Genomic DNA, 22,268 nt, shown 5'->3' with positions numbered 1-22,268 from the left:
GAATTCTATAAACGCTATAGGCTGGTCTTTATGTAGCAATTTGTAAATACATTCGGCGGTTTTTTGCTGGATTAGAGCAAAAGCGCTAAACTCCCGGCCAAAATAAATATCCGATTTTAACGTCTGTCAGGCCATTGATTTTATCCGTCAGTGATGTTTTGCGGGCGAAACAAAATGATAAACGCGCTTGTTGGTTAATTTGTACCCAGCAGCGATAACAAGAGTGTTTCAGGAGGTCGTATGAACGAGCAATTCTTCCAGGAGAAATATCCGGAAGACTATCCGAAGTCTGTGGATGCGGATAAGCATGAGTCGGTTGTAGAAATTTTTAACGGTTTTGTTGCCAAATTTGCCGATCGTCCGGCGTTCAGCTGCCTTGGCCAAACGCTTACTTACGCCGAGCTGAATGACAAGAGTGCTGCGTTTGCATCGTACCTGCAGAACCATACGACGCTTGAGGCGGGTGACCGGATTGCGGTGCAGCTGCCTAACGTCCTGCAATATCCGATTGTTGTATTTGGTGCCATGCGTGCCGGTATGGTTGTGGTGAATACCAACCCCCTCTATACCGAGCGAGAAATGGAGCACCAGTTCAACGACTCTGGTGCAAAAGCGCTGGTTGTTCTGGCGAATATGGCGTCTAAAGCAGAAACCGTTCTGCCAAGCACCGGCATTAAACACGTGATTGTTACCCAGGTGGGTGACATGCACGGTATGGTGAAGCGCACCCTGATTAACACCGTGCTGAAGCACGTCAAAAAAGAAGTGCCGGCGTTTAGTATCGCAGGTGCTGTGCCACTGCGCAGTGCTTTAGCAAAAGGCCAGTCGCAGCCTTTCACCCCGGTGAAAGTTGATCGCAACGACGTCGCTGTTCTGCAATACACCGGTGGTACAACAGGTGTCGCCAAAGGTGCGATGCTGACTCACCGAAATCTCATGGCCAATATGATGCAGTGCCATGGTCTGTTTAATATGGTTTTGGACGAAGGTAAAGAGACCGCCATCGCACCGCTGCCGTTGTACCACATCTACGCTTTTACCATTCATTGCATGGTAATGCTTGAGACCGGTAACCATTCGGTGCTGATTCCGAATCCTCGTGATATTCCCGGCTTTATCAAAACGCTGCAAGGCAATAAATTCAGTGCATTTGTTGGCCTGAATACCTTGTTCGTTGCTTTGTGCGGTCAGAAGGAATTCTGTGATCTGGACTTCTCCGGTTTGAAATTGACAATTTCTGGCGGTATGGCGCTGACTAAAGACGCAGCAGACCAATGGAAGACGGTCACCAACTGCGATATTGCTGAAGGTTTCGGTATGACTGAGACTTCCCCGGTTGTCTCGTTTAACCCTCCGGGTCATATTCAGCTGGGTACAATCGGCATGCCAGTGTCGGGTACGGATTGTAAAGTGATCGATGAAGACGGAAATGACCAGGGCATTGGTAATCCCGGCGAGCTGTGTGTAAAAGGTCCGCAGGTGATGAAAGGTTACTGGCAGCGTCCTGAAGCAACGGCCGAAACCATCGACGAAGATGGTTGGCTGAAAACCGGTGATGTTGCGGTCATTCAGGAAGACGGTTACATGAAGATCGTTGACCGTAAGAAAGACATGATTATCGTATCTGGCTTTAACGTGTACCCTAACGAAGTTGAAGACGTGGTTGTTGCCCATCCGGATGTGGTTGAAGTCGCCGCAATTGGCGTACCTGATCCAAAGAGCTCAGAGGCGGTTAAAGTGTTCCTGGTTTCCAGTAACGAAAATCTGACAGCTTCCGATGTGGTTGATTGGTGTCGTGAGCGCCTCACGGCTTACAAAGTGCCACGTCATATTGAATTCCGTGACGAGTTGCCAAAAACCAACGTCGGCAAGATTTTGCGACGTGAGCTGCGTGACGAAGAGTTAGCTAAGAGCTAATAAGTTCTGGTAAAACTGTTAGAATACGCCCGCCCGGGAAACCGGCCGGGCGTTTTTTATTGGATTTTTAATACTGTTATTCCAGCGTTATTTTGCGTCCTCCGGATCAAAGGCACCTCCCTGTGCCTGTGATCGTGTCGCTGTTTTGCAAAACAACACTGAAACAACGGTTTTTAGTTGAGTGCCCCTGTTTTGTCCGATCATCCGACCGATTCTTCCGCAAATACCAATGTTAATAGTGGTACTGATATTAAAGCCTTATATCAGGCGATTGATCACTGTCTGATTAAAGACAGATTTCCGCTACGTCGCAGTGTGCGCCAGATTAAATCGCTGGTCGAAGAGGGAAAGCCCTTCGACAAGGTGCTTGAGAAACTGTTGGCCCGCATTCAGAAAAGCCAGGAGCTGGTTAAGCTGCGCTCCGGGCCGCTAGCAATCAGTTATCCGGACTTGCCCGTTTCTGAGCGTAAGGACGAAATCCTCAAGGCGGTTAAAGAAAATCAGGTGGTTGTTGTGGCTGGTGAAACCGGCTCTGGTAAAACCACACAGCTGCCCAAGGTGTGTCTGGAAGCCGGGTTAGGGATATTCGGCCGTATTGCCCATACCCAGCCACGAAGACTGGCGGCGCGTGCCGTGGCTGGTCGAATTGCCGAAGAGCTGCAATGTCAGCTCGGTAATCAGGTCGGTTTTCAGGTACGTTTTACCGATCAAAGCAATGATCAGACCCGCATCAAGCTGATGACTGACGGCATCCTGCTGGCCCAAACTCAACACGATAAGTTTCTCAATGAATACGACGTCATCATCATCGATGAAGCGCACGAACGCAGCCTGAATATCGACTTTCTGATGGGCTATTTGAAACAGATGTTGCCGAAACGTCCGGATCTGAAAGTCATTATTACCTCGGCCACCATCGACGTTGATCGCTTTGCCAAGCATTTTGCGGATGAAAATGGCAAACCAGCGCCTGTGATTGAAGTGTCTGGCCGCACATTTCCGGTAGAAACCCGCTATCGCCCGCTGGTTCGTGAAGACGAAGAGGGCGAGGATCGCTCATTGTTTGAAGGCATTGTGGATGCCCTGGCGGAACTGAGAACAGAAGACAAAGCCAAAGGGCAACCTGGTGATGTATTGGTATTCTTACCGGGTGAACGAGACATTCGTGAATGTGCTGAAGTTTTGCGCCGTGCGCAATTACCAGCGACCGATATTTTACCGTTATACGCACGTTTAAGCGCCGGTGATCAGCAGAAAATTTTCAAACCACATGGCGGCCGCCGGGTCGTGCTTGCGACCAACGTGGCGGAGACCTCGTTAACGGTACCGGGGATCCGTTACGTTGTTGACTCTGGTGTTGCGCGCATCAGTCGCTATAGCTACCGCAGCAAAGTGCAGCGTTTGCCGATTGAGGCAATCTCACAAGCCAGTGCTAATCAGCGGGCAGGTCGATGTGGCCGTGTTGCGCCGGGTGTGTGTATTCGTTTGTATGAAGAAGCCGATTTTGAGGGACGGCCGGAATTTACTGATCCGGAGATTCGTCGCACCAACCTGGCGGCGGTCGTGCTGCAGATGTTACATCTGAAGTTGGGTCGTTTGCAGGATTTCCCATTTGTTGATGCACCCGACGAGCGTTTTGTAAAAGATGGCTTTAATTTGCTATTGGAATTGGAAGCTGTGAACGAAAAACAGCATCTAACCGAATTGGGACGGCAAATGGCGCGTTTGCCCGTCGATCCAAGAATCGGTCGTATGATGCTGGAAGCACAAAAGCAAAATGCACTGAAAGAAGTACTAGTTATTGCGGCTGCATTAACCGTTCAGGACCCAAGAGAACGACCGCCGGAGAAACAACAGCAGGCGGACGAGAAACACCGTACCTGGAAAGACGAAGACTCCGATTTTACCAGCTTGCTAAACCTGTGGAATGAATTTGAAGAGCAACGCCAGGAGTTGTCTCAGAATCAGCTGCGTAAGTGGTGTGCGAAATATTTTTTGAATTTTATGCGCATGCGTGAGTGGCGTGATACGCACCGCCAATTACATATTTTATGCAAAGAACTGGGCCTGGAAGAAACAGATAAGGCGGCTGATTACGAGGCCGTTCATAAGTCGCTGCTGTCCGGTATGTTGAGCCAGATTGGTTTCAAATCTGAAAACATGGAATACCTGGGTGCCCGTAATCGTAAGTTATGGATTTTCCCGGCTTCCAGCCAATACAAGAAAAAGCCGAAATGGATGATGGCTGCGGAGCTGGTCGAAACCTCCAAGCTGTTTGCCAGGACGGTAGCGAAGATTGAGCCCCAGTGGATTGAAGAAATTGGTAAGCCGTTACTGAAATACCAGTATTTCGAGCCTCATTGGCAGGGGCAGCGAGGTCAGGTGGTGGCGTTTGAGCAAAGTACCTTATATGGCTTGATTATTAACCCGAAAAAACGGGTGAACTATGCCAATACGCATCCGAAAGAAGCCCGTGAGATTCTGATTCAGGAAGGCTTGGTTGAGCAGAAGATTCGTACCAAAGCGGATTTCTATAACAAGAACCTCAAGCTGCTGGAGGAGGTGACGGAATACGAAGAAAAATCCCGCCGCCGGGACCTGGTGATTGATGATGCGTATCTGGCGGAGTTCTACAACAAAGTGCTGCCGGAGCCTATCGTTACCACCAAACACCTGGAGCGCTGGTTCGAAAAAGCCAATGCTGCAGAAAAGCAGGCCATGTATTTCAGTCGTGACTTCCTGTTAAGCCCGGAAGCTGCGGGTGTTGGCGCACAAGATTACCCGACTGAGCTGGACTGGCAGGGTATGGCGTTCCCGCTGACCTACAGCTTTGCCCCCGGCACAAAAGACGATGGCGTGTCGTTGAGTGTGCCAGTGGCCATGTTGCAGCAGGTGCCGGCTGAACAAACCGAATGGCTGGTTCCGGGCTTTATCGAAGACAAGGTGGTTGCTCTGATCAAAGGCTTACCAAAATCCATTCGTAAGCAGTTTGTACCGGTGCCGAACACTGCCCAGGCGTTTTTGAACAAATGCAGCCCGGCGAATGGGGGGTTGTACAGCCAGTTACTGAACTTTCTTAATTACGATCTGCGTCCGGAACAGATTGAGATGCAACAGTTGCGCGATATCGAATTGCCGGATCATCTGCGGATGAATATCCGCGTGATGGCGGATCGTAAACTGTTGGCGCAAAGCCGTGATTTAACGGCGTTAAAAGAGCAGTATACTGATGCTTCCCAGGCGCAGATTCAGGACTTGAGCCATTCTGGTTTTCAGCGTGATCAGGTAAATAATTGGGACTTCGGCGACTTGCCACACAGTACACAAACTGAAGTCAACGGTCTGCCGGTGCGTGCTTTCCCGTGTCTGAAACCAACCAAGGAAAATGCTGAGAAGTCGGATATTCAACTGACGGTGGAAGCCGATGAGTTTGAGGCCAGTCGCCAACACCGAATGGGCGTTTGTCAGTTGATGCGTCGCCAACTACCGGATCAGGAACGGGCGCTTAAATCGCACATTCAGCAACAGATGAAGGGAAAATGGCTTTACTGCAAGGGGTTGGGTTCCGAGGCTGAAATCACCCAGGATTTGATTCAAGCTACCTTTATCCAAGTGTTCGTGCCACTGGATGATGACCTGCCGTATCTTGAGCAGGAGTTTAAGCAGCGATCGGAGCGTCGCTCGGAACTGTTCGATCATGGTGGAAAGCTATTGGTACAGTTTATTGACTGGATTAATCTGCGGCACAAGATTCTCAAAGCCATGGGGGGAGCGGTCAGTCTGGATCGTGCGATGACCTATTCAGACGTGAAAGCGCATCTGGAGCGTTTAATGGCCAAAGGCTTTATGCAACGAACCACCTGGTTACATCTGCAAAGTTTCAGTCGTTATCTGAAAGCAATGGATTACCGTATCGACAAACTGCAGGGTAATCTGGCACGTGATCGCCAATCGATGATTGAGTTCGACAGCGTGTACAAGCCCTATCGTGACGTGGCGGATAAGACTCAGGTGACAGACGGTTCCGAGCTTGATGATTTCTGTTGGATGCTGGAAGAGTGGCGGGTGTCTTTGTTTGCCCAACCGCTGGGGACGAAAGAACCGGTCTCATTGAAGCGCTTACAGAAACGCTGGCGGGAGATTGCAAAACTCTGATCATGGCAGGGAACACGATGGTTTTATCCGGTTGTCGCGTGAAGAAGGCGCACAGCAGAAAAAAATATTGAACTGTCAGACGTTTCCGGTAACTAATGACCATGCAAGTTCACCGGGCTTATCAACTTCCGGATACTGCATCCGATAAGCGGACTATGATTAAAACTTCGAATAAAAGAGTAGGAAACAACTATGGCTAAGACAATCAAACCTGTAGCAGCTGTTCTGGGTACTGCATTTGTGACTGCAATGTCTCAGGCGCCACTGGCAAATGCCGCCGAAAATCCATTTGCATCTGCCGAACTGCAGGGTGGCTATAAACTCGCGGGTCATCACGGTGAAGGAAAGTGTGGTGAAGGCAAATGTGGGGGGAGCGGCAAGTCGTCTTCGGAAGGTAAGTGCGGTGAAGGCAAATGTGGCGGAAGTGAAAAGTCTTCGAGCGAAGGTAAGTGTGGTGAAGGCAAGTGCGGCGGCAGCAGCAAGTCGTCTTCTGAAGGAAAGTGTGGTGAAGGCAAGTGCGGCGGCAGCAGCAAGTCTTCCTCTGAAGGGAAGTGTGGTGAAGGTAAATGTGGCGGTAGTCACTAAACACCTATGAAATATCCTGTCCAAGGTGCCGGGTTGGGTTTGCGACGGGCTCTGATGAGCCCGTTGGCAGACGTACCTGAGCACAAAATCGATTTTATGGAAGTTGCGCCAGAAAACTGGATTGGCGTTGGTGGGCGTCTCGGGAAATCGTTCCGTTCATTTACTGAAAAATACGATTTTGTGTGTCACGGCCTGTCTTTGTCGATAGGCAGTCCGGCACCATTGGATGAGGACTTTGTTCGCCAGGTGAAGCAATTCATCGACGAACACGGTATTAAGGCGTACAGCGAGCACCTCAGCTATTGCAGCGATCAGGGGCACATGTACGACCTGATGCCGATTCCATTTACCGACCAGGCGGTTAAATACGTCTCTGAACGCATCCAGAGAGTTCAGGATATCATCGGGCAGCGGCTTATTATCGAAAATGTTTCGGCATATGCAGAGCCGGGAAAAGAAATGGAAGAAGCAGAATTTGTCAGAGCTGTGATCGAAACGGCAGACTGTGACCTGCTGCTGGACGTGAATAATGTTTATGTCAACAGCGTCAATCATGGTACTGACGCCATGGCATTTATCAAAGCGATGCCAACTGAACGTATCAAATATCTGCACGTTGCTGGTCATTTTGACGAAGCAGACGACCTGTTGGTTGATACTCACGGAATGGAAGTAAAAGACATCGTTTGGGATGTGCTGGCAGAAACCTACAAAATTCACGGTGTTATTCCGACACTGCTGGAACGAGATTTTAATTTCCCTGCCATTGGGGAATTAGTCACCGAGGTTGATCAGATTCGATCTCTGCAACTTCAGGTCAACGCAAAGTCTATTCAGGCTGGCTAATATGGCGAAGTCTGGATCAGTATCCGCAAAACACATCGACACCCAGCGCGCGTTCGCAGCTCATATTCGTGCACCTCATAAACATCCGATTCCTGCAGATATCGATCCCCGACGAATGAAAATCTACAGCGATCTGTTTTTTAATAATGTGAGTGGTTTTCTTGATGGAACTTTCCCGGTGTGTGCGGAAATCATCGGAGCCAAACGCTGGAATGAAATTGCACGGGATTTCTTCGAGAGTCATTTTTGCCAAACACCTTATTTTCTGGAAATCCCGCAGGAATTCCTAGCGTATCTGGAGCAGGAGTTTCGGGCTCATCCCGATGACCCTGATTATTTATATGAGCTAGCGCATTATGAGTGGCTAGAACTGGCCATCGATGTCAGTGAAGACGAAGTCAGCGTGGATATTGACGCAAACGCTGACCTCAGTTCAACCGTCCCACGGTTTGCTGCTGCGGCTCAGGGTTTTGTGTATCAATATCCGGTACACCGTATCAGTGTTGAGAATATCCATCCAGAGCCTCATCAAACGGCATTAATTGTGTTTCGTGATCGCCAGGATCAAGTGCGTTTTATTGAAACGAATCTAATGACGATTCATTTGCTGATTAAACTGAAGTCAGCGGAACTGACAGGCTTGCAGGCAGTCGAACAGTTGCTGCTGGAAAACGACCTCGAACGATCGCCGGTGGCACTTCAGGGTGGGTTATCTATTCTTGAGGAATGGCGTCAACAAGGGTTAATCCTTGGCGGCAGTGTTGTTTAGTTAGTTAATTTTTACGTGGTTCCCGGAGCACAATTCATGAGTATACAATCGCTGGCCCATTGGGTTCATGACCAGCTTGATGTCGCTAAGTCTGTTGATTTTTTAGGACCACTGGCGTTACGGATTTACCTGTTCTTCCCGTTCTGGATGGCTGGCACCAATAAGCTGGCAGGTTTTGATAGCACGGTTGCCTGGTTTGGTAATCCAGATTGGGGGTTGGGGCTGCCTGCGCCTGAGCTGCTTGCTTTTCTGGCGACCTGGACAGAGATTATTGGTGCTGTATTTCTGTTGATCGGTTTTGCTACCCGCTACATAGCCATTCCCCTGATGGTGACCATGGTTGTTGCAATCTTCGCTGTGCATTGGGATAACGGTTGGTATGCGATAGCACAAAGCACCGACCCGGAAGTGGCAGATCGCCTGAATCGGGCGAAGGACATTTTGCGTGAAAACAGTAATTACGATTGGATCACAGGTAAGGGCAGTTTTGTGATACTGAATAACGGCATCGAGTTTGCCGTGACGTATTTGGTAATGCTGTTAGTGTTATTTTTTAATGGTGCCGGTAAATACCTGAGTATCGACCATTGGATCAAAGCAAAATTCCGGCCGGAAGACTGATCGAACGTTTGCTGGAATGAAATATTAAAAAGGCGCCAAGGCGCCTTTTTTTATGGAGGTTATGCTGCTTTAATACTGAAAAATTATGGAAAAGGCAGATCGTCCAATGCGCTTAGCTATCGTGCGTTTAACAATGATGTTGATGGTAACCATGTTACCTGCAACGTCTTTTTCAGAAGAGCAGAACCCCGATCCATGGGAAGGCTTCAACAGGACGATTTTTGCTTTTAATGAGGCTCTGGACGAATACATTGCCAAGCCGGTTGCGGAAGGTTATCAATACATAACCCCTGAGCCTGTCGATCAGTCGGTAAGCGCCTTTTTCTCTAATCTGGGTGACGTACTGGTTATCGTGAATGATCTGGGGCAGCTGAAATTTACTCAAGCGGCTTCAGATACAGCGCGATTCTTGATTAATACCACGGTTGGTTTTTTTGGCTTTTTTGATGTGGCTTCGCATATTGGTCTGGAGAAGCACGATGAGGACTTTGGCCAGACTCTGGGATACTGGGGTGTTGGTACGGGTCCTTACCTTATGTTGCCATTGCTTGGGCCAAGTACGGTGCGCGATGCCGGTGGTCGCGGTCTCGATTTTGTTTCTGGATTGTCCTATACCAACGTTGGTGAAAACTTTGCTAAACAATCCGGATTGTTCGTATTGAATAATGTGGATGCGCGTGCTGATCTGATTGCCTCTGAGGGCTTGATCAGTGGTGACCGCTATACCTTTATCCGCAGTTTCTATTTGCAGCGCCGCGAGTATCTGGTGAAAGATGGTGTTGTGGAAGATGAATTTGAGGACTTCGACGATTTTGATGACGAAGAAGATGACTGGGGTGATGACTGGGATGAAGAGCCTGCAGAATAGTGGCTTGCTGATTATTCACCGAAAATAAAAATCCCATCCGTGACTACACGGATGGGATTTTTTTATGCTGGCAGGCTAAGCGTTACGTTTAGGTAAAACGTCTTTTAACTTGTCATGCATTTTCATGATTGCTTCTTCTGTCTCATCCCAGCTGATGCAGCCGTCGGTGACGGACAGTCCGTATTCCAGATCATCGAGGTTGGCCGGAATATTCTGACGGCCATGCTTGATGTTGGATTCAACCATCAGACCAACGATGGAGTTGTTGCCTTCCAGAATCTGGTTACTTACGTTGTCCATAACTAATGGTTGCAGCTCCGGCTTCTTGCTGGAGTTTTCATGGCTGCAATCAACCATAATGTTCTTTGGCAGATCCGCTTTTTCCAGAGCTTGCTCCGCAATGGATACGCTCACAGAATCGTAGTTTGGTTTGCCACCACCACCACGCAGTACCACATGGCCGTATTGGTTGCCGCTGGTTTCGACGATGGATACAGCGCCACTTTGATTGATACCCAGGAAGCGGTGAGGATTAGCAACCGACATTAACGCATTTGTAGCGACAGTCAGGCTGCCGTCGGTTCCATTTTTGAAGCCAACCGCAGAGGAGAGTCCGGAGGCCATTTCACGGTGAGTCTGCGATTCGGTAGTACGTGCGCCGATAGCAGACCAGGTGATCAGATCCTGCAGATACTGAGGTGAGATGGGATCCAGCGCTTCCGTTGACAGGGGCAGACCCATTTCGGCCAGGTCAATCAAGAGTTGGCGGGAGATGTGGAGGCCTTCCTGAATCTTGAACGTGTCGTTCATAAACGGGTCATTAATCAGACCTTTCCAGCCCACGGTTGTGCGCGGCTTTTCGAAATACACCCGCATAACCAGATAAATCGTATCAGATACTTTTTCTGCCAGGTCGCGTAAGCGCTCGGCATAGTCTTTTGCCGCTTCTACATCGTGAATGGAGCAAGGGCCAACCACCAAAAAGATACGGTGATCTTTGCGATCGAGAATGTCGCGGACGGTTTGCCGTCCTTTCTGCACGCTGGCTACAGCTTGTTCGGTGATTGGCATTTCGGTCTTCAGCTGATCCGGAGTTACCAGCTGAGTGATGGAGCCAATATTGAGGTCTTCAACACGGTTGTCAGTCATTATTCGTCCTAAATCGACGTGGTAGAGTTGAGCATAAGAGCTTTTGATACAATAACCACGGATTATGACAAAACATGCGGTAAAAGCACACTCAAAAGCCTATGGAATATTGCCTGAAATCAGCGTTAAACAGCGGACAGCTCAAATTGGGGCTGCCAATGTGGTTTATGGAAGACTGGCGAGGAAATATGCTGAGTGACTGGCAAACCAGCAAAACGGCTTTGCAGGAATACTCCAGGGTATTCGCTTCGGTTGAGGGCAACTCCACATTTTATGGTTTGCCTTCAGCCCCACGAGTTGATCACTGGCTGACCATGGTCCCAGATAACTTCCGCTTTTGTTTTAAGTTGCCGAAAGACGTCAGTCATTCAGCAAATCTGGTGGAAGCTTACGGCAAGTATCGGTCACAGATTGTCGCATTCTTTAATCAACTGGGTGATCGTTTAGGAACGCTACTGGTGCAGTTGCCCGCTACGTTCTCACCTCTTCGGCAGCCAGAATTGAGCGAACTTTTGTTGCTCCTGCAACAGGACGTTTTTGCGGATATCTCGGTCGAGTTACGTCATTTGCAGTTCTTTGATAAATCCGAGTCGGAATCCAAATTATTGAGGTCTTTGGCAGAGGTAGGCGCTGGACGCACTGTCTTTGATTCGAGAGGTTTATTTGCTGACAGCGCAATGACGGAAGCAGTATTGGATGCCAGGGCAAAGAAGCCGCGTATGCCGGTTCACCCCGTAGCGACCAGTAAGGCGCCTCTTGTTCGGTTTATCGGTCACAGCGACTGGAGTCAGAATGATCATTACCTTCTGCAATGGAAGCAAAAGCTGGGGCAATGGTTAGAGGAGGGCAGAACGCCGTATTTCTTTATTCATACCGCAGGAAATACCGATGTTCAGCATTTCGTGCGTTATTTGGAAGCACTTTGGAAACTGGATGGACAAGTCTGGCCCGGGGAGGGTGGGCCAGGAAAAACAGAGGATATGTTTGATTAGCGAAGTTTGGACTGAATGTCTTTGAAACGTTGCACTTTGTCTGGCTGAAAACGCAGCTCGCCGTTTTTCTCTTCAGAATCCAGTAATCCTTCCCGCGCGTAGCGTTTAATCGTGATTGGTTTCAGGCTAAGGATATCGGAGACCTGGTCGAGCGTGAGTAATTCCGCTTGTTGCATGAGCTTTTCTCCCTTTGTTAACTATATGCTCAGTTATCTTAGACGGAAATGGATCGATAATATCCAGTCATCCGGGAGAACTGGATGACTTTCCTGCCGCCAACCGTTAGAAGAAGGCGTACTTTGCGCCGATAGTAAACAAGATGGTCGCCAGAATCGGTTTCAGCAATTTCTCGGGCACTCTGCGGCTCAGGTGGCTACCAACATGAATCGCGGGTAACGAGCCAATCAGCAGCGCACCGAGCAGATAAAAATCGACGTTACCGAGATACATATGAATCAGACCGGCCGCCAGGGTCAGTGGCACTGCATGAGCAATATCGGTTCCGACGATGTGAGTGGAGCGCAATGCCGGATACAACATCATCAGAATTGCCGTACCGATAGCACCCGCCCCCACGGACGACAAAGTAACAAATACACCCAGTAACATACCCATAACCAGGGTTGCATGCTTGCGATAATGACTGAAGTTGCCTTTAAACGTTGCGGCTGCCCAATTCTGGATCTTACTGCGAATAAGAATAACGGTTGCTGTGAGTAACAGCATTATGCCCAGGGCGGTACTCAGCAGCGATGCATATTGTTCAGAATCTTCAAACAGGGTTTTCAGTGCAAAACCCGTAATCAGTGCTGCCGGAATGCTACCCAGTGCCAGTGTTCGGACCAATGACCACTGGACGTGATTCTGCTTGTGGTGGCTGTAAGCGCCGCCGGCCTTAGTAAGTGCCGCGTACATTAAATCGGTACCAACAGCGACATGGGGAGGGAAACCAAACATCAGGAGCAGTGGAGTCATTAATGCGCCACCACCAATGCCGGTCACGCCAACAATCAGACCAACTATTGCGCCGGAAGCTATATATAACAAAATATCCATGAAATATGGTCTAAAGTAGTACCAGTAGCTCTAAAAAATAACGATTCAACGCTAATGTAGTGTGTTGCATCTATTCTGGAAAAGAATATTTGTTTATATTTTTATAACGAAACACAAGGTCTGGCACGGAGGACGTATGAAGTTACAGCAACTGCGTTACATATGGGAGGTAGCGCATCATGACCTGAATGTCTCTGCGACTGCTCAGGTACTGTACACCTCTCAGCCAGGTATCAGTAAGCAAATCCGCCTGCTGGAAGATGAGTTGGGGGTTGAGGTGTTTGCTCGCAGTGGCAAGCATCTAACGCGCATCACCCCAGCGGGTGAAGCAATTTTGCAGGTGGCTGGTGAAATTCTGCGTAAGGTTGAGAGCATAAAACAAGTTGCCCAGGAGTTCAGTGATGAAACTAAGGGCAGCTTGTCGATTGCTACCACGCACACCCAGGCACGCTATGCTTTGCCGGGTGTTATTGAAGGCTTTATGCAAAAGTACCCGGATGTATCGCTGCATATGCATCAGGGAACACCGATGCAGATTTCAGAAATGGCAGCAAACGGTACCACCGACTTTGCTATCGCGACAGAGGCGATGGAACTATTTTCTGACCTGATCATGATGCCTTGCTATCGTTGGAATCGCAGCATATTAGTGCCGCGCAACCATCCTCTTGCGCAAAATCCGAGGCCATCATTGGAGCAGGTGGCCGCTTACCCATTGGTTACTTACGTGTTTGGATTTACCGGACGTTCGAAACTGGACGAAGCATTCAAAACCCGTGGCCTGACACCACGTGTCGCATTTACCGCGGCAGATTCCGATGTCATAAAGACTTACGTTCGTTTGGGAGTTGGTGTTGGAATTGTTGCAAGCATGGCGCTGGATAAGGATCAGGACTCAGATCTGGTTGCGATCGATGCCAGCCACCTTTTCGCACCGAGTGTGACTCAGATCGGTTTTCGCAAAGGTACTTTCTTACGCGGCTACATGTATGACTTTATATCAGCGTTTGCACCGCACTTGAGCCGTGACTTGGTTGAAAAAGCGACTCATTGCCACAGTCGTCAGGAAATTGATGAACTGTTCTCAAATGTTGTTTTGCCGGAACATTGATCAATACTTCTTTTCTCAGGCAATAAAAAAGGGCGATTCGATCGCCCTTTTTTATTGCCTGAGAAGCATTATCAAATTTTAGTGTGCAGCCCACACTCGCGATTCGAAATTGCTTTGGTAGGATCGAAGTATTTTGTGACATTCGGTAGATTGTTGTCTTCCAGGTACTTTTGCATATCACTTTCCGACCAGTTCAGCACCGGAGCAACTTTCAGAACGCCATTCGGGCCTTCGGAAACAATATCCATTTCCTGGCGAAACGCGGTTTGCTCTTTACGCACTGCGGTTAACCAGACGTCAGGCTGTGCTTCTTTCATGGCGCGCTCGAAAGGTTCCAGTTTGAACTGACGGGTAAACTCTTCGTGTGCAGGATCATCAACGTCTGGGATACCACCCAGGGCTGCATCGCGGCGGGCTGCTGATACTTTGGGTGTGTACACATCAATATTAAGATTCAGAGATTGGATTAACTCTTCTGCAACTTTATACGTTTCGCGTGTGTTGTAACCGGAATCGATCCAAATGACGCGAATATCGGCCTTTATTTGGGTGGCCATGTGCAAAATCACTGCTTCGTGTGGACCGAAATTGGTGGTAACCAATGGGTTGCCGCCATTCTCAATAGCCCAGCGTACGATTGTTTGTGGATCTGCATCAGCGAGCTGCAGATTAGCATTAGCAATATCGGTCATAGTTGCTGTCCGGCTTAGTTATCAAAGCGTGACAGGCTAGCATGAGCTTTGTATTCGATAAAAGAATAAAAAAGAATATTTATATGTAGTTTTCAACTTGTCTTTGTGGATTGCATTGGTAGAGTACGCGCCAACGAAAACATATCATATTTAGTTAATAAACAGCGGGAGCTAACATGGAAATCGCATGTCTTGATCTGGAAGGTGTATTGGTACCTGAAATTTGGATTGAATTTGCCAACAAAACCGGTATTGAGGAGTTAAAGGCGACAACACGTGATATTCCTGATTACGATGTGTTGATGAAGCAGCGCCTGCGCATTCTGAATGAAAATAACCTGAAAATTCAGGATATTCAGGAAGTGATTGCCACGCTTGCGCCTTTGGATGGCGCGAGAGAGTTCGTAGATTGGCTGCGTGAGCGCTTTCAGGTGATCATCTTGTCTGATACTTTTTATGAGTTTTCTCAGCCTCTGATGCGTCAGTTGGGTTTCCCGACGCTGTTCTGTCATCGCTTGATTACCGATGATGAAGGCCGTGTGGTCGATTATAAGTTGCGTCAGGCTGACCCTAAACGTCAGTCAATTCGTGCGTTGCAGACAATTTACTACCGCACCATCGCGGCCGGTGATTCATACAACGATACAACGATGCTTGCGGAAGCCGATGCCGGTATTCTGTTCCATGCACCGGAAAATGTGATCGCAGAGTTTCCGCAATTCCCGGCCGTGCATACCTACGAAGACCTGAAGAAAGAGTTTATCAAGGCAAGTAATCGTGAGCTGACTCTTTAAGCCAATTTTTCAGCCAGGAGGGTACCTACTCTTCTGGCTGAGATTGGACGCAGGCTAAAGAGGCGTGGCTAATATCTTGCCAACTTTGTCCATGATTTCCTGATACTCGTCATCTGCTGTTGAATCGACAGTCACTCCGCCACCGCCCCAGCATTCAGCTCCCTCTTTGGTTGCGACAATACTTCGTATCAAAATATTAAAGTCGCTGTGGCCGGCATCATCAAAGTAGCCGAGTGAGCCGCAATAAAGCCCTCGGGGTTTAATCTCGAGTTCTTCAATAATCTCCATGGCGCGTTTTTTGGGTGCGCCAGTAATGGAACCTCCGGGAAATGCATCGAGAATCACGTCCAGGTGCGATTTATCTGCAGATTTTCTTGCAGAGATGGTGCTGACCAGATGATGAACGTTTGCATGGGATTCCAACTCAAACAGTTTTTCAACGGTTACGCTGTGTGGCTCTGCACTGCGACTGAGATCATTGCGAAGCAGATCAACAATCATCAGATTCTCAGCTTTGTTTTTGTTGCTCGCGGCAAGTTGTTGCATCAGCTTACGATCAAGCTCTGAGGTTGTGCCGCGGGGCAGCGTTCCCTTGATGGGTTTGGTCTCAATCCGATCGCCATCGATCTGGATAAAACGCTCAGGGCTGACGCTGAACAGTGTAAGGCCCTTGGTTTTCATGTAGCCGCCAAAAGCGGGACGGAATTGCTTGATCAGCGGGTAGGGGCTTTTCTCTGTTAAGTCATTCCTGCAATGAAACGGCAGGGTTAAATTGATTTGATAGCAGTCGCCTGAGTTCAGGTAGTTTTGAACCTGATTAAAGGCACGGGTGTAGTCTGCTTGATTCCATAGGGCAGACCACTCTTGTTTTTGTGGCGCTGTATTGACTGGTTGAGCTGTCAGAAGTTGTTCAAGCCAAAGTGATGTCTGCTGGTCACTTAATCGCTTCGGATTCTGCAACCATACTTCATCGCTGTCGATATCCAGTAACAGAGAACAATTGTAATAAGCCATCACCCCTTTAGGTTGATGGCGGTGATCTGCCTTTGTGGTTTGCCCCGCCGCGCTAGGATAATGAAAAACGCCGGCCCAGCCGCTGCGAAATGTCCGTTGGTAATCATCGGTGCTGGCATCAACATTTTCTTGAGTATTGTACGGCCGTCTCCCCCCTATGTGTTCCTGCCATTGCGTTATGCCGGATATTGATGAAGAAATCAGTTTTTCGGGTGCATAAGCCAGTACGTAACGAGCACTGTAATCGCCAGCGGGTAACAGTATTGGATTATCCAAAGAGGGTGCGCGGTCTAGCGCTGTTTTTGCGCTGAGGTCTAGCTTCTTGTGGGACATATTAAGCCAGCTTGGTAATTCGTAAAATAATTCTAAGTTGTTGAAATGTAAGGGTTAAGATGTACTTTCTTGTCTATCTTGTTAATTTTCTGAGTAACAATCGTCATAGTCTCTGTGAAAATATGTAAAAAAGAACTAGACAAGTTTTTAACCCCATAATAGATTGTGGACATTCTCCCACAGAGTTGGGAAAACAAGAACAAGAAAAACAAACGGTCAGATACTCATATCTGCAAACAAAGAAGCCGAAAATATAAACGAAAATTCACTGTATCAGATGGTTCGATGGAAATCCCAAAGTGCTGGCTGGTTCGTGATAGAGCATGGAAATGCTCGATTACTTAAGTAAAAAAAATAATATTGGAGTGTGCACTCAATGAAATTCTTACAAAAAGCTACTCTCGCCGCAGCTATCGCAGCAGCCCCATTTTCCGCTCAGGCTCTGCAGCCAATCGCTGATGAAGAGCTGGGCGGCGTGACTGGTCAGGCTGGTGTTACTATCGAAATCGATATCGATTCCCAGGGTATTTCCGTAGGTGAGGTAGAATACACAGATACAGGCGCTGGCGCCCTTGACGGTGGTTCCGTTGTATTGCAGAACATCACTGTAAAAAATGTTACTGACCTGAAACAAACCATTGACGTGAATGGCGATGGTGACTTGGTGATGGGTGTTAGTGCCGTCGACAACATGCAGCTGGCGATTGGCGGTGCTGCCGATAAAAGCGCTCTGGCTCTGAAATCTTCCACTGGCGATATAACAGAAGTTGTAAATGATATCTCGATGCAGCTGGATCTGGGTCCACAAACAACCTATATCCGCAATTTAGCTGGTCGTGATGCTACTGCTAAAAATGCTCTTGGGCTGCCTGTCGCATCTCACGATGGTTCGGTCGCTATTCAGCAGACTATGGCCGTTCGTATCGATGATCTTGATGTGGGTGCATTCGGTTACACTCAAGCCCAGGCTGATGCTTTGGATGACACGATCATAGCTGGTGTCGGTGGGTCAGATGCTGGTGCAACGCTGAAAGCGAACGAGCTGATCACAGCCTATAATGACGCTAATGGCTACAGCTCAGGTGATGCTAATTTTATTGATCCGGCTGTATCTGGAACAGCTCTTACTTCTGATCAGGAAACCGCTGTTAATACTGCGATTGCAACAGGCTCAGCGGTTGGTGTTAAAGATGTTCAGTTTTACAAAGCTGGTGTTGGTACTGATGGTGTGATCGGTACTGCTGATGACACTAAAGAATATGCAACTATTTCGCAGACTATTTGGGCAAAAGGTGGTTCTGCTGCTACTGGCGGTGGCTTGTATATCCAGGTTGGGCAAATCTCTGGTACATTGGAGGTGGGCGGCGTACTGTTAGCTAATGAATCTATCGGCTCGATCAAGGTGAGCGATATTAATCTGACTGGCATGACTCAACGCATTTACGGTCATCAGTAAGGCCAGACTTCTATGTCGAAAAAACCCGCTTTTGCGGGTTTTTTTTTGCCTGATATAAATGTAAAGGTCATAAAAACAAGGGGAATTGACCGAAAACGGATGAAAATTGGCTTGGTTGGTTGTGTGATTTTATGTAACATGGCCGTGAATAATAATTAAGATAAAAATAAAATGTTTGTCATTCTCCTGGGTTCCATTATTGCATTCGCAATGGTTAACGAATTTGCCATTGTCCCTGATCGAAATCAGGGAGATACCTTTGTACGTGTTGCTGTGGGTCAGGACGGCCAGTACGATCAAGTGGTCAACGTCGAGCCATTGGCCGTTCAAAAGTTCAATAACGTGGTGCGCCAGGCTTACGACTACTCGTGTGGCTCGGCTGCGCTCACTACCTTGCTGGATTTCTATCTGGGGCGTAACTTCCAGGAGCGTCAGGTGATGGAAGGCTTGCTCCGGTTTGGTGAAACTGAGCGGATTGTGCAGCGTCGCGGTTTTTCTTTGTTGGATATGAAACGTCTGGTAACCGCGTTGGGTCACCCGTCAGGCGGGTTTAAGGCCGAAGCCTCAGATCTTGTAGAGCTGGATCACCCTGCCATTGCGCCAATTGAATATGCGGGCTTTAAGCATTTTGTCGTGATTCGTACCGTCTATGAAGGGCGGGTGTATGTTGCAGACCCCGCGCTAGGTAATTTAAGTTTTACGTTAAGTCGTTTTCTGGAAATCTGGGATAATAATGTTCTCTTTATCGTTTTCCCTAACGGACACCGTCCGGCGAGTGGCCTGGAATTGAGAGAAGAGGACATGCGTTACGTCTCCGACTATATAATCGCACAAAATGCATATCGAGAATTCCCTCACTTTATGATGCGTCATGAAGACCTTGTAGGTAATAAAATTGCCGCATTAAATGACAATCTTCGTTCGACGCTTCAACCACAGCGTCACGAGAATGGAGAGGTCAAGAAAAACGACGATGGGGATACCTTATATGAATTTAAGATTGAGACTGCCGCCGATGGTGTGAAGCAGGATGATTTTAACGTCTGGAATAGTAGTGATCCTACCGAGCGTGTCGAGAAAACGCTGCGCTTTCGAAGAAAATAATAAGATACAGGGCATAGGTACATGTTAATTCGATCCACGCTGATAATGGTTCCTTTGATTTTGATGTCAGGTTTAGCATCAGCAGAGAGTGCCAATGATTTGTCCAAGGCACGAGAAGCGCTATCCAAACAGGATAACGACGCGGATACTGAAAAAGCACTTGAGGAAGTGTTTGAGGCCGCCGAAAAAAATTATTCGCTGCTTAAGCAAGGTGGGATGAGTCTTAATTATAATTTTGATTATTCTTATTTTGGTGACCAGAGAATTGAATTGGTGATTGAGCCAAATCTGGTCGATGGCGAGCCGCAGGGTGCTGGCGTGGTTAAAAACGCTAATGTATCGCCTGTCGCCTCACATACCTTTACGAATGCCATCACTTTTGATTATGGCGTATTTAATAATCTGACCTTGAGCGGTCGTCTTCCTCTGATTGCTAAGTTTGATACCGGTGAAGACTTAACCGCCTATTCGATTGGGGATCTGACTGGTACGACACGCTGGCAGCCATTCGAGTACGTGCCTGGGAAAATGTCGTCAACATTTTTCGGCACAGCGCGCCTAAAGACCGGTGACAGTCCTTATGAGATTGATTTGGGTAAAAGCCTGTCTACCGGGTCGGGTACGTATGGTTTGAGCGGCGGCGTGAGTGTTTCGAAAGTACTTGACCCGGTTGTTCTGTTTGGTTCGGGTACATTTGGATACAACTTTCCGCTAACGGATTTAAATCAGGTGCGGGGCAGTGCCATTCTGCGTGAGGTGCATCCCGGTAATAATCTGTCTTTCTCCATGGGATTTGCCTATTCCTTGTCGTACGACGTTTCACTGAGCGCATCATTCCAGGGATCATTTAACGATAAAACCCGCTTTGTGTTGCAGGATGGTGGCGATACTCGTACATCAACGGCGGGGAGTCAGATGACGGGAATTATGAACTTTGCACTCGGGGTCCGTGTGTCGCCAAAAACGATTGCCAACATTAATGTTGGTTACGGGGTAACGGAGTTGGCACCGGATATTATTCTCGGTCTGTCGTTACCAATCGATATCGAAGGTGTGAAGCCTAACTGATCAGTCGCAGAAGAATGATAACAATGACTATCAATAAACGTCGTCTCAGGCGACTGATGACAACTGTCTTTGGGGTATTTATAGGTACTCTTGCCAGCACTGCGAGCAGTCAGCTGGCGACGAACCTGTTCCTTGATACCCGTGCAATGTCTATGGGCAATGCCATTACCGGTGATCCTCAAGGGATTATGAGTATTCATTTTAACCCAGCGGGTTTGGCGAAACTTGAAGGGCGGCAGTTGGAGGTTCAATTACAAAATATCTACCTGTCTGCAGAAGCCACTTTTTCTTTGCCGGAAGGTTATGATCGAGATGCTGCGAATGGTGATTTACTCAGACCGCACGATGATCCTGTGTTGGATGAGGGAAAGAGTAAAAGTACCGCCGCTGCGTATATTCCCGGTGTTGGCCTGTTGCCAATGAAAGCACCCATTCTGACGCTGCCAACGGGTGGGATTTCCATCCAGCCACCAGGGTCGAAATTTACTTTTGCAAACGCTGTTTATGCGCCCATGGCAGCAGGCTTTGCAAAAGACGATGATGACCCGGGCCGCTATCAGGCTAAACAGGTTGCGCTTCAGCGGTTTACCTATCTTTCTCCGTCTTTTGGTTATCGTGTGACTGATGAGTTCTCCGTAGGGGCAAGCTTCTTGTTTTCTCATCAGGCTGTGGCGGTTGTACAGGATATTCGTGCACCGAGCGTGTTAATTGGTGTAATTGATGAACTTCAGGATGCATTCGGTTGTTTTAACCAAGATGGATCGATTGCACCTAATAACGACCCACTCGCCCCCCTAATAACCCTTTGTGGCGGTAAGGTTGGACCCTACGAGGATGTGGGAGAATTATCCGTTGTAACGGAAGAAACACTTTCTCCTTCGTTTAACGTTGGCTTTTTATGGGAGCCGACGGATTGGTTTGGAATTGGCGTTGGTTATCAGAGCGAAGCTGTAACCAATCTGAAGGGCACATTTGACCTGCAATATGACGATCAATTCTCGGGCTTCTTCCGGAAATTCCGTGCATCGATTATCGGTGCCATTGGCGGTGCTATTTTTGGTCTTCCAACGGGTCAGACGTCTGAAAAAGGTCACGTTGCGATTGAATTAACGTACCCTCAGCATTTGCAGATTGGTACCAAGTTCCGCTTCCTGGATAAGTTCCAAATTAATGTGGATGCGGGTTGGACCGATTTCGATAAATGGGATGCTCTTCAAATTGAATTCGACAGGCCAGTGAGCTTTCTGAGTTCGGCGAAAACGTTAGCGCCTGGTCTGGTAACGAATACCAGCTTGAGGCAGCCGATGGGTTTTCGCAGTGTTTGGAGTTTTGGTTTTGGTTTTCAGTATGATCTGAATTCCCGGATCAAGTTGCGCGCGGGTTATGAGCCTCGGGAGACGTCAATTCCCGATGATGCTCGTAGTATTCAGGCGCCATTGGGTTTTGCCGAACTGTACAGTATTGGTATGGGTTATCGTTGGGATCTTGATACAACGGTCGATTTAGCATTGAGCTTTATGCAATCGAAAGAAGAAATCCGTGCTGATCCACAAGCTAATGCTGATTCTGGTAATTATCCCAACTCCAGTAATGCCATCAACCGAAACTGTTTGACGTGTACGGTTACCAATCCATACCCAGGTCTTGATGTGAATACGAAGCTGACGATTGGTGCGGCGGGATTTAGCTTCCGGACCAAGTTCTGATGTTTCGTATGGTCTTTCTGCTCTTGCCGTTA

19 protein-coding genes are annotated in these 22,268 nt (G+C 48.2%); 14 read left to right on the top strand and 5 right to left on the bottom strand.

Features of this window, described 5'->3' with window-relative positions:
- The first annotated feature begins 240 nt into the window (after positions 1-240).
- The 7 genes from MK185_05135 to MK185_05105 all read left to right on the top strand — a co-directional run bounded on the left by MK185_05135 (position 241) and on the right by MK185_05105 (position 9,761).
- Positions 241-1,917: a long-chain fatty acid--CoA ligase gene (locus MK185_05135; GenBank protein MCH2039995.1), complete on the top strand. Its 1,677-nt coding sequence runs from the start codon at positions 241-243 to the stop codon at positions 1,915-1,917.
- Positions 1,918-2,094: 177 nt separating this feature from the next.
- Complete coding sequence (gene hrpA / locus MK185_05130) at positions 2,095-6,072, top strand: ATP-dependent RNA helicase HrpA (GenBank protein ID MCH2039994.1); 3,978 nt, start codon at positions 2,095-2,097, stop codon at positions 6,070-6,072.
- A gap of 192 nt (positions 6,073-6,264) precedes the next feature.
- Complete coding sequence (locus tag MK185_05125; protein MCH2039993.1) at positions 6,265-6,657, top strand: hypothetical protein; 393 nt, start codon at positions 6,265-6,267, stop codon at positions 6,655-6,657.
- 6 nt (positions 6,658-6,663) lie between these two features.
- The gene (locus MK185_05120) at positions 6,664-7,503 is read left to right on the top strand and encodes a DUF692 domain-containing protein (GenBank protein MCH2039992.1); all 840 of its coding nucleotides are present in this window, start codon (positions 6,664-6,666) and stop codon (positions 7,501-7,503) included.
- Position 7,504: 1 nt separating this feature from the next.
- Positions 7,505-8,272: a putative DNA-binding domain-containing protein gene (locus tag MK185_05115; protein MCH2039991.1), complete on the top strand. Its 768-nt coding sequence runs from the start codon at positions 7,505-7,507 to the stop codon at positions 8,270-8,272.
- A gap of 36 nt (positions 8,273-8,308) precedes the next feature.
- Positions 8,309-8,893: a DoxX family protein gene (locus MK185_05110; protein MCH2039990.1), complete on the top strand. Its 585-nt coding sequence runs from the start codon at positions 8,309-8,311 to the stop codon at positions 8,891-8,893.
- A gap of 85 nt (positions 8,894-8,978) precedes the next feature.
- Positions 8,979-9,761 (top strand): VacJ family lipoprotein, encoded by a 783-nt coding sequence (locus MK185_05105; protein MCH2039989.1) that lies wholly within the window; start codon positions 8,979-8,981, stop codon positions 9,759-9,761.
- A 75-nt stretch (positions 9,762-9,836) separates the two neighbouring features.
- On the opposite strand, the gene MK185_05100 is transcribed toward MK185_05105, so the two are convergent.
- The gene (locus tag MK185_05100) at positions 9,837-10,910 is read right to left on the bottom strand and encodes a 3-deoxy-7-phosphoheptulonate synthase (GenBank protein ID MCH2039988.1); all 1,074 of its coding nucleotides are present in this window, start codon (positions 10,908-10,910) and stop codon (positions 9,837-9,839) included.
- A gap of 158 nt (positions 10,911-11,068) precedes the next feature.
- Here MK185_05100 and MK185_05095 point away from each other — a divergent pair, with 158 nt between their 5' ends.
- Positions 11,069-11,902, top strand: coding sequence for a DUF72 domain-containing protein (locus tag MK185_05095; GenBank protein ID MCH2039987.1), 834 nt, complete (start codon positions 11,069-11,071; stop codon positions 11,900-11,902).
- Here MK185_05095 and MK185_05090 read toward each other — a convergent pair.
- Together MK185_05090 and MK185_05085 are read right to left on the bottom strand one after the other, a co-directional pair.
- Positions 11,899-12,078: a MerR family transcriptional regulator gene (locus MK185_05090; GenBank protein MCH2039986.1), complete on the bottom strand. Its 180-nt coding sequence runs from the start codon at positions 12,076-12,078 to the stop codon at positions 11,899-11,901. The genes MK185_05095 and MK185_05090 overlap by 4 nt on opposite strands.
- A 106-nt stretch (positions 12,079-12,184) precedes the next feature.
- On the bottom strand, positions 12,185-12,958 hold the full coding sequence (locus tag MK185_05085; protein MCH2039985.1) for a sulfite exporter TauE/SafE family protein: 774 nt from the start codon (positions 12,956-12,958) through the stop codon (positions 12,185-12,187).
- A gap of 136 nt (positions 12,959-13,094) precedes the next feature.
- Between MK185_05085 and cysB the strand changes: the two genes are divergently transcribed.
- A complete protein-coding gene (gene cysB / locus MK185_05080) occupies positions 13,095-14,069 on the top strand; it encodes an HTH-type transcriptional regulator CysB (GenBank protein ID MCH2039984.1) in 975 nt (324 codons plus the stop codon).
- Positions 14,070-14,140: 71 nt separating this feature from the next.
- Here the strand turns inward: cysB and MK185_05075 are convergent, their stop codons facing one another.
- Entirely contained in the window at positions 14,141-14,761 is a 621-nt protein-coding gene (locus MK185_05075; protein MCH2039983.1) for a phosphoadenosine phosphosulfate reductase family protein, read from the bottom strand.
- A 176-nt stretch (positions 14,762-14,937) separates the two neighbouring features.
- Between MK185_05075 and thrH the strand changes: the two genes are divergently transcribed.
- A complete protein-coding gene (thrH, locus tag MK185_05070) occupies positions 14,938-15,555 on the top strand; it encodes a bifunctional phosphoserine phosphatase/homoserine phosphotransferase ThrH (protein MCH2039982.1) in 618 nt (205 codons plus the stop codon).
- A 54-nt stretch (positions 15,556-15,609) separates the two neighbouring features.
- Here the strand turns inward: thrH and MK185_05065 are convergent, their stop codons facing one another.
- Positions 15,610-16,902: an anthranilate synthase component I family protein gene (locus tag MK185_05065; protein MCH2039981.1), complete on the bottom strand. Its 1,293-nt coding sequence runs from the start codon at positions 16,900-16,902 to the stop codon at positions 15,610-15,612.
- A 376-nt stretch (positions 16,903-17,278) separates the two neighbouring features.
- Between MK185_05065 and MK185_05060 the strand changes: the two genes are divergently transcribed.
- The 4 genes from MK185_05060 (at position 17,279) to MK185_05045 (ending at position 22,236) form a co-directional block, all read left to right on the top strand.
- Complete coding sequence (locus MK185_05060; protein ID MCH2039980.1) at positions 17,279-18,358, top strand: DUF6160 family protein; 1,080 nt, start codon at positions 17,279-17,281, stop codon at positions 18,356-18,358.
- 171 nt (positions 18,359-18,529) lie between these two features.
- Complete coding sequence (locus MK185_05055) at positions 18,530-19,462, top strand: C39 family peptidase (GenBank protein MCH2039979.1); 933 nt, start codon at positions 18,530-18,532, stop codon at positions 19,460-19,462.
- Between the two features lie 21 nt (positions 19,463-19,483).
- Positions 19,484-20,530, top strand: coding sequence for a transporter (locus MK185_05050; GenBank protein MCH2039978.1), 1,047 nt, complete (start codon positions 19,484-19,486; stop codon positions 20,528-20,530).
- 23 nt (positions 20,531-20,553) lie between these two features.
- Positions 20,554-22,236, top strand: coding sequence for an outer membrane protein transport protein (locus tag MK185_05045; GenBank protein ID MCH2039977.1), 1,683 nt, complete (start codon positions 20,554-20,556; stop codon positions 22,234-22,236).
- Positions 22,237-22,268 lie beyond the last annotated feature (32 nt).

It is taken from the genome of Saccharospirillaceae bacterium (assembly GCA_022448365.1).
Taxonomy (GTDB): domain Bacteria; phylum Pseudomonadota; class Gammaproteobacteria; order Pseudomonadales; family Oceanobacteraceae; genus Bacterioplanoides.
This window is presented reverse-complemented; position numbering and strand designations above follow the sequence as displayed.

Coding starts and splice junctions, on each gene's coding strand:
- MK185_05045 (MCH2039977.1), top strand. CDS start 20,554: ATGACTATCAATAAACGTCGTCTCAGGCGACTGATGACAACTGTCTTT.
- MK185_05120 (MCH2039992.1), top strand. CDS start 6,664: ATGAAATATCCTGTCCAAGGTGCCGGGTTGGGTTTGCGACGGGCTCTG.
- MK185_05050 (MCH2039978.1), top strand. CDS start 19,484: ATGTTAATTCGATCCACGCTGATAATGGTTCCTTTGATTTTGATGTCA.
- MK185_05105 (MCH2039989.1), top strand. CDS start 8,979: ATGGAAAAGGCAGATCGTCCAATGCGCTTAGCTATCGTGCGTTTAACA.
- MK185_05115 (MCH2039991.1), top strand. CDS start 7,505: ATGGCGAAGTCTGGATCAGTATCCGCAAAACACATCGACACCCAGCGC.
- MK185_05055 (MCH2039979.1), top strand. CDS start 18,530: ATGTTTGTCATTCTCCTGGGTTCCATTATTGCATTCGCAATGGTTAAC.
- MK185_05100 (MCH2039988.1), bottom strand. CDS start 10,910: ATGACTGACAACCGTGTTGAAGACCTCAATATTGGCTCCATCACTCAG.
- thrH (MCH2039982.1), top strand. CDS start 14,938: ATGGAAATCGCATGTCTTGATCTGGAAGGTGTATTGGTACCTGAAATT.
- MK185_05085 (MCH2039985.1), bottom strand. CDS start 12,958: ATGGATATTTTGTTATATATAGCTTCCGGCGCAATAGTTGGTCTGATT.
- MK185_05110 (MCH2039990.1), top strand. CDS start 8,309: ATGAGTATACAATCGCTGGCCCATTGGGTTCATGACCAGCTTGATGTC.
- MK185_05095 (MCH2039987.1), top strand. CDS start 11,069: ATGTGGTTTATGGAAGACTGGCGAGGAAATATGCTGAGTGACTGGCAA.
- MK185_05090 (MCH2039986.1), bottom strand. CDS start 12,078: ATGCAACAAGCGGAATTACTCACGCTCGACCAGGTCTCCGATATCCTT.
- MK185_05135 (MCH2039995.1), top strand. CDS start 241: ATGAACGAGCAATTCTTCCAGGAGAAATATCCGGAAGACTATCCGAAG.
- MK185_05060 (MCH2039980.1), top strand. CDS start 17,279: ATGAAATTCTTACAAAAAGCTACTCTCGCCGCAGCTATCGCAGCAGCC.
- MK185_05075 (MCH2039983.1), bottom strand. CDS start 14,761: ATGACCGATATTGCTAATGCTAATCTGCAGCTCGCTGATGCAGATCCA.
- MK185_05065 (MCH2039981.1), bottom strand. CDS start 16,902: ATGTCCCACAAGAAGCTAGACCTCAGCGCAAAAACAGCGCTAGACCGC.
- MK185_05125 (MCH2039993.1), top strand. CDS start 6,265: ATGGCTAAGACAATCAAACCTGTAGCAGCTGTTCTGGGTACTGCATTT.
- cysB (MCH2039984.1), top strand. CDS start 13,095: ATGAAGTTACAGCAACTGCGTTACATATGGGAGGTAGCGCATCATGAC.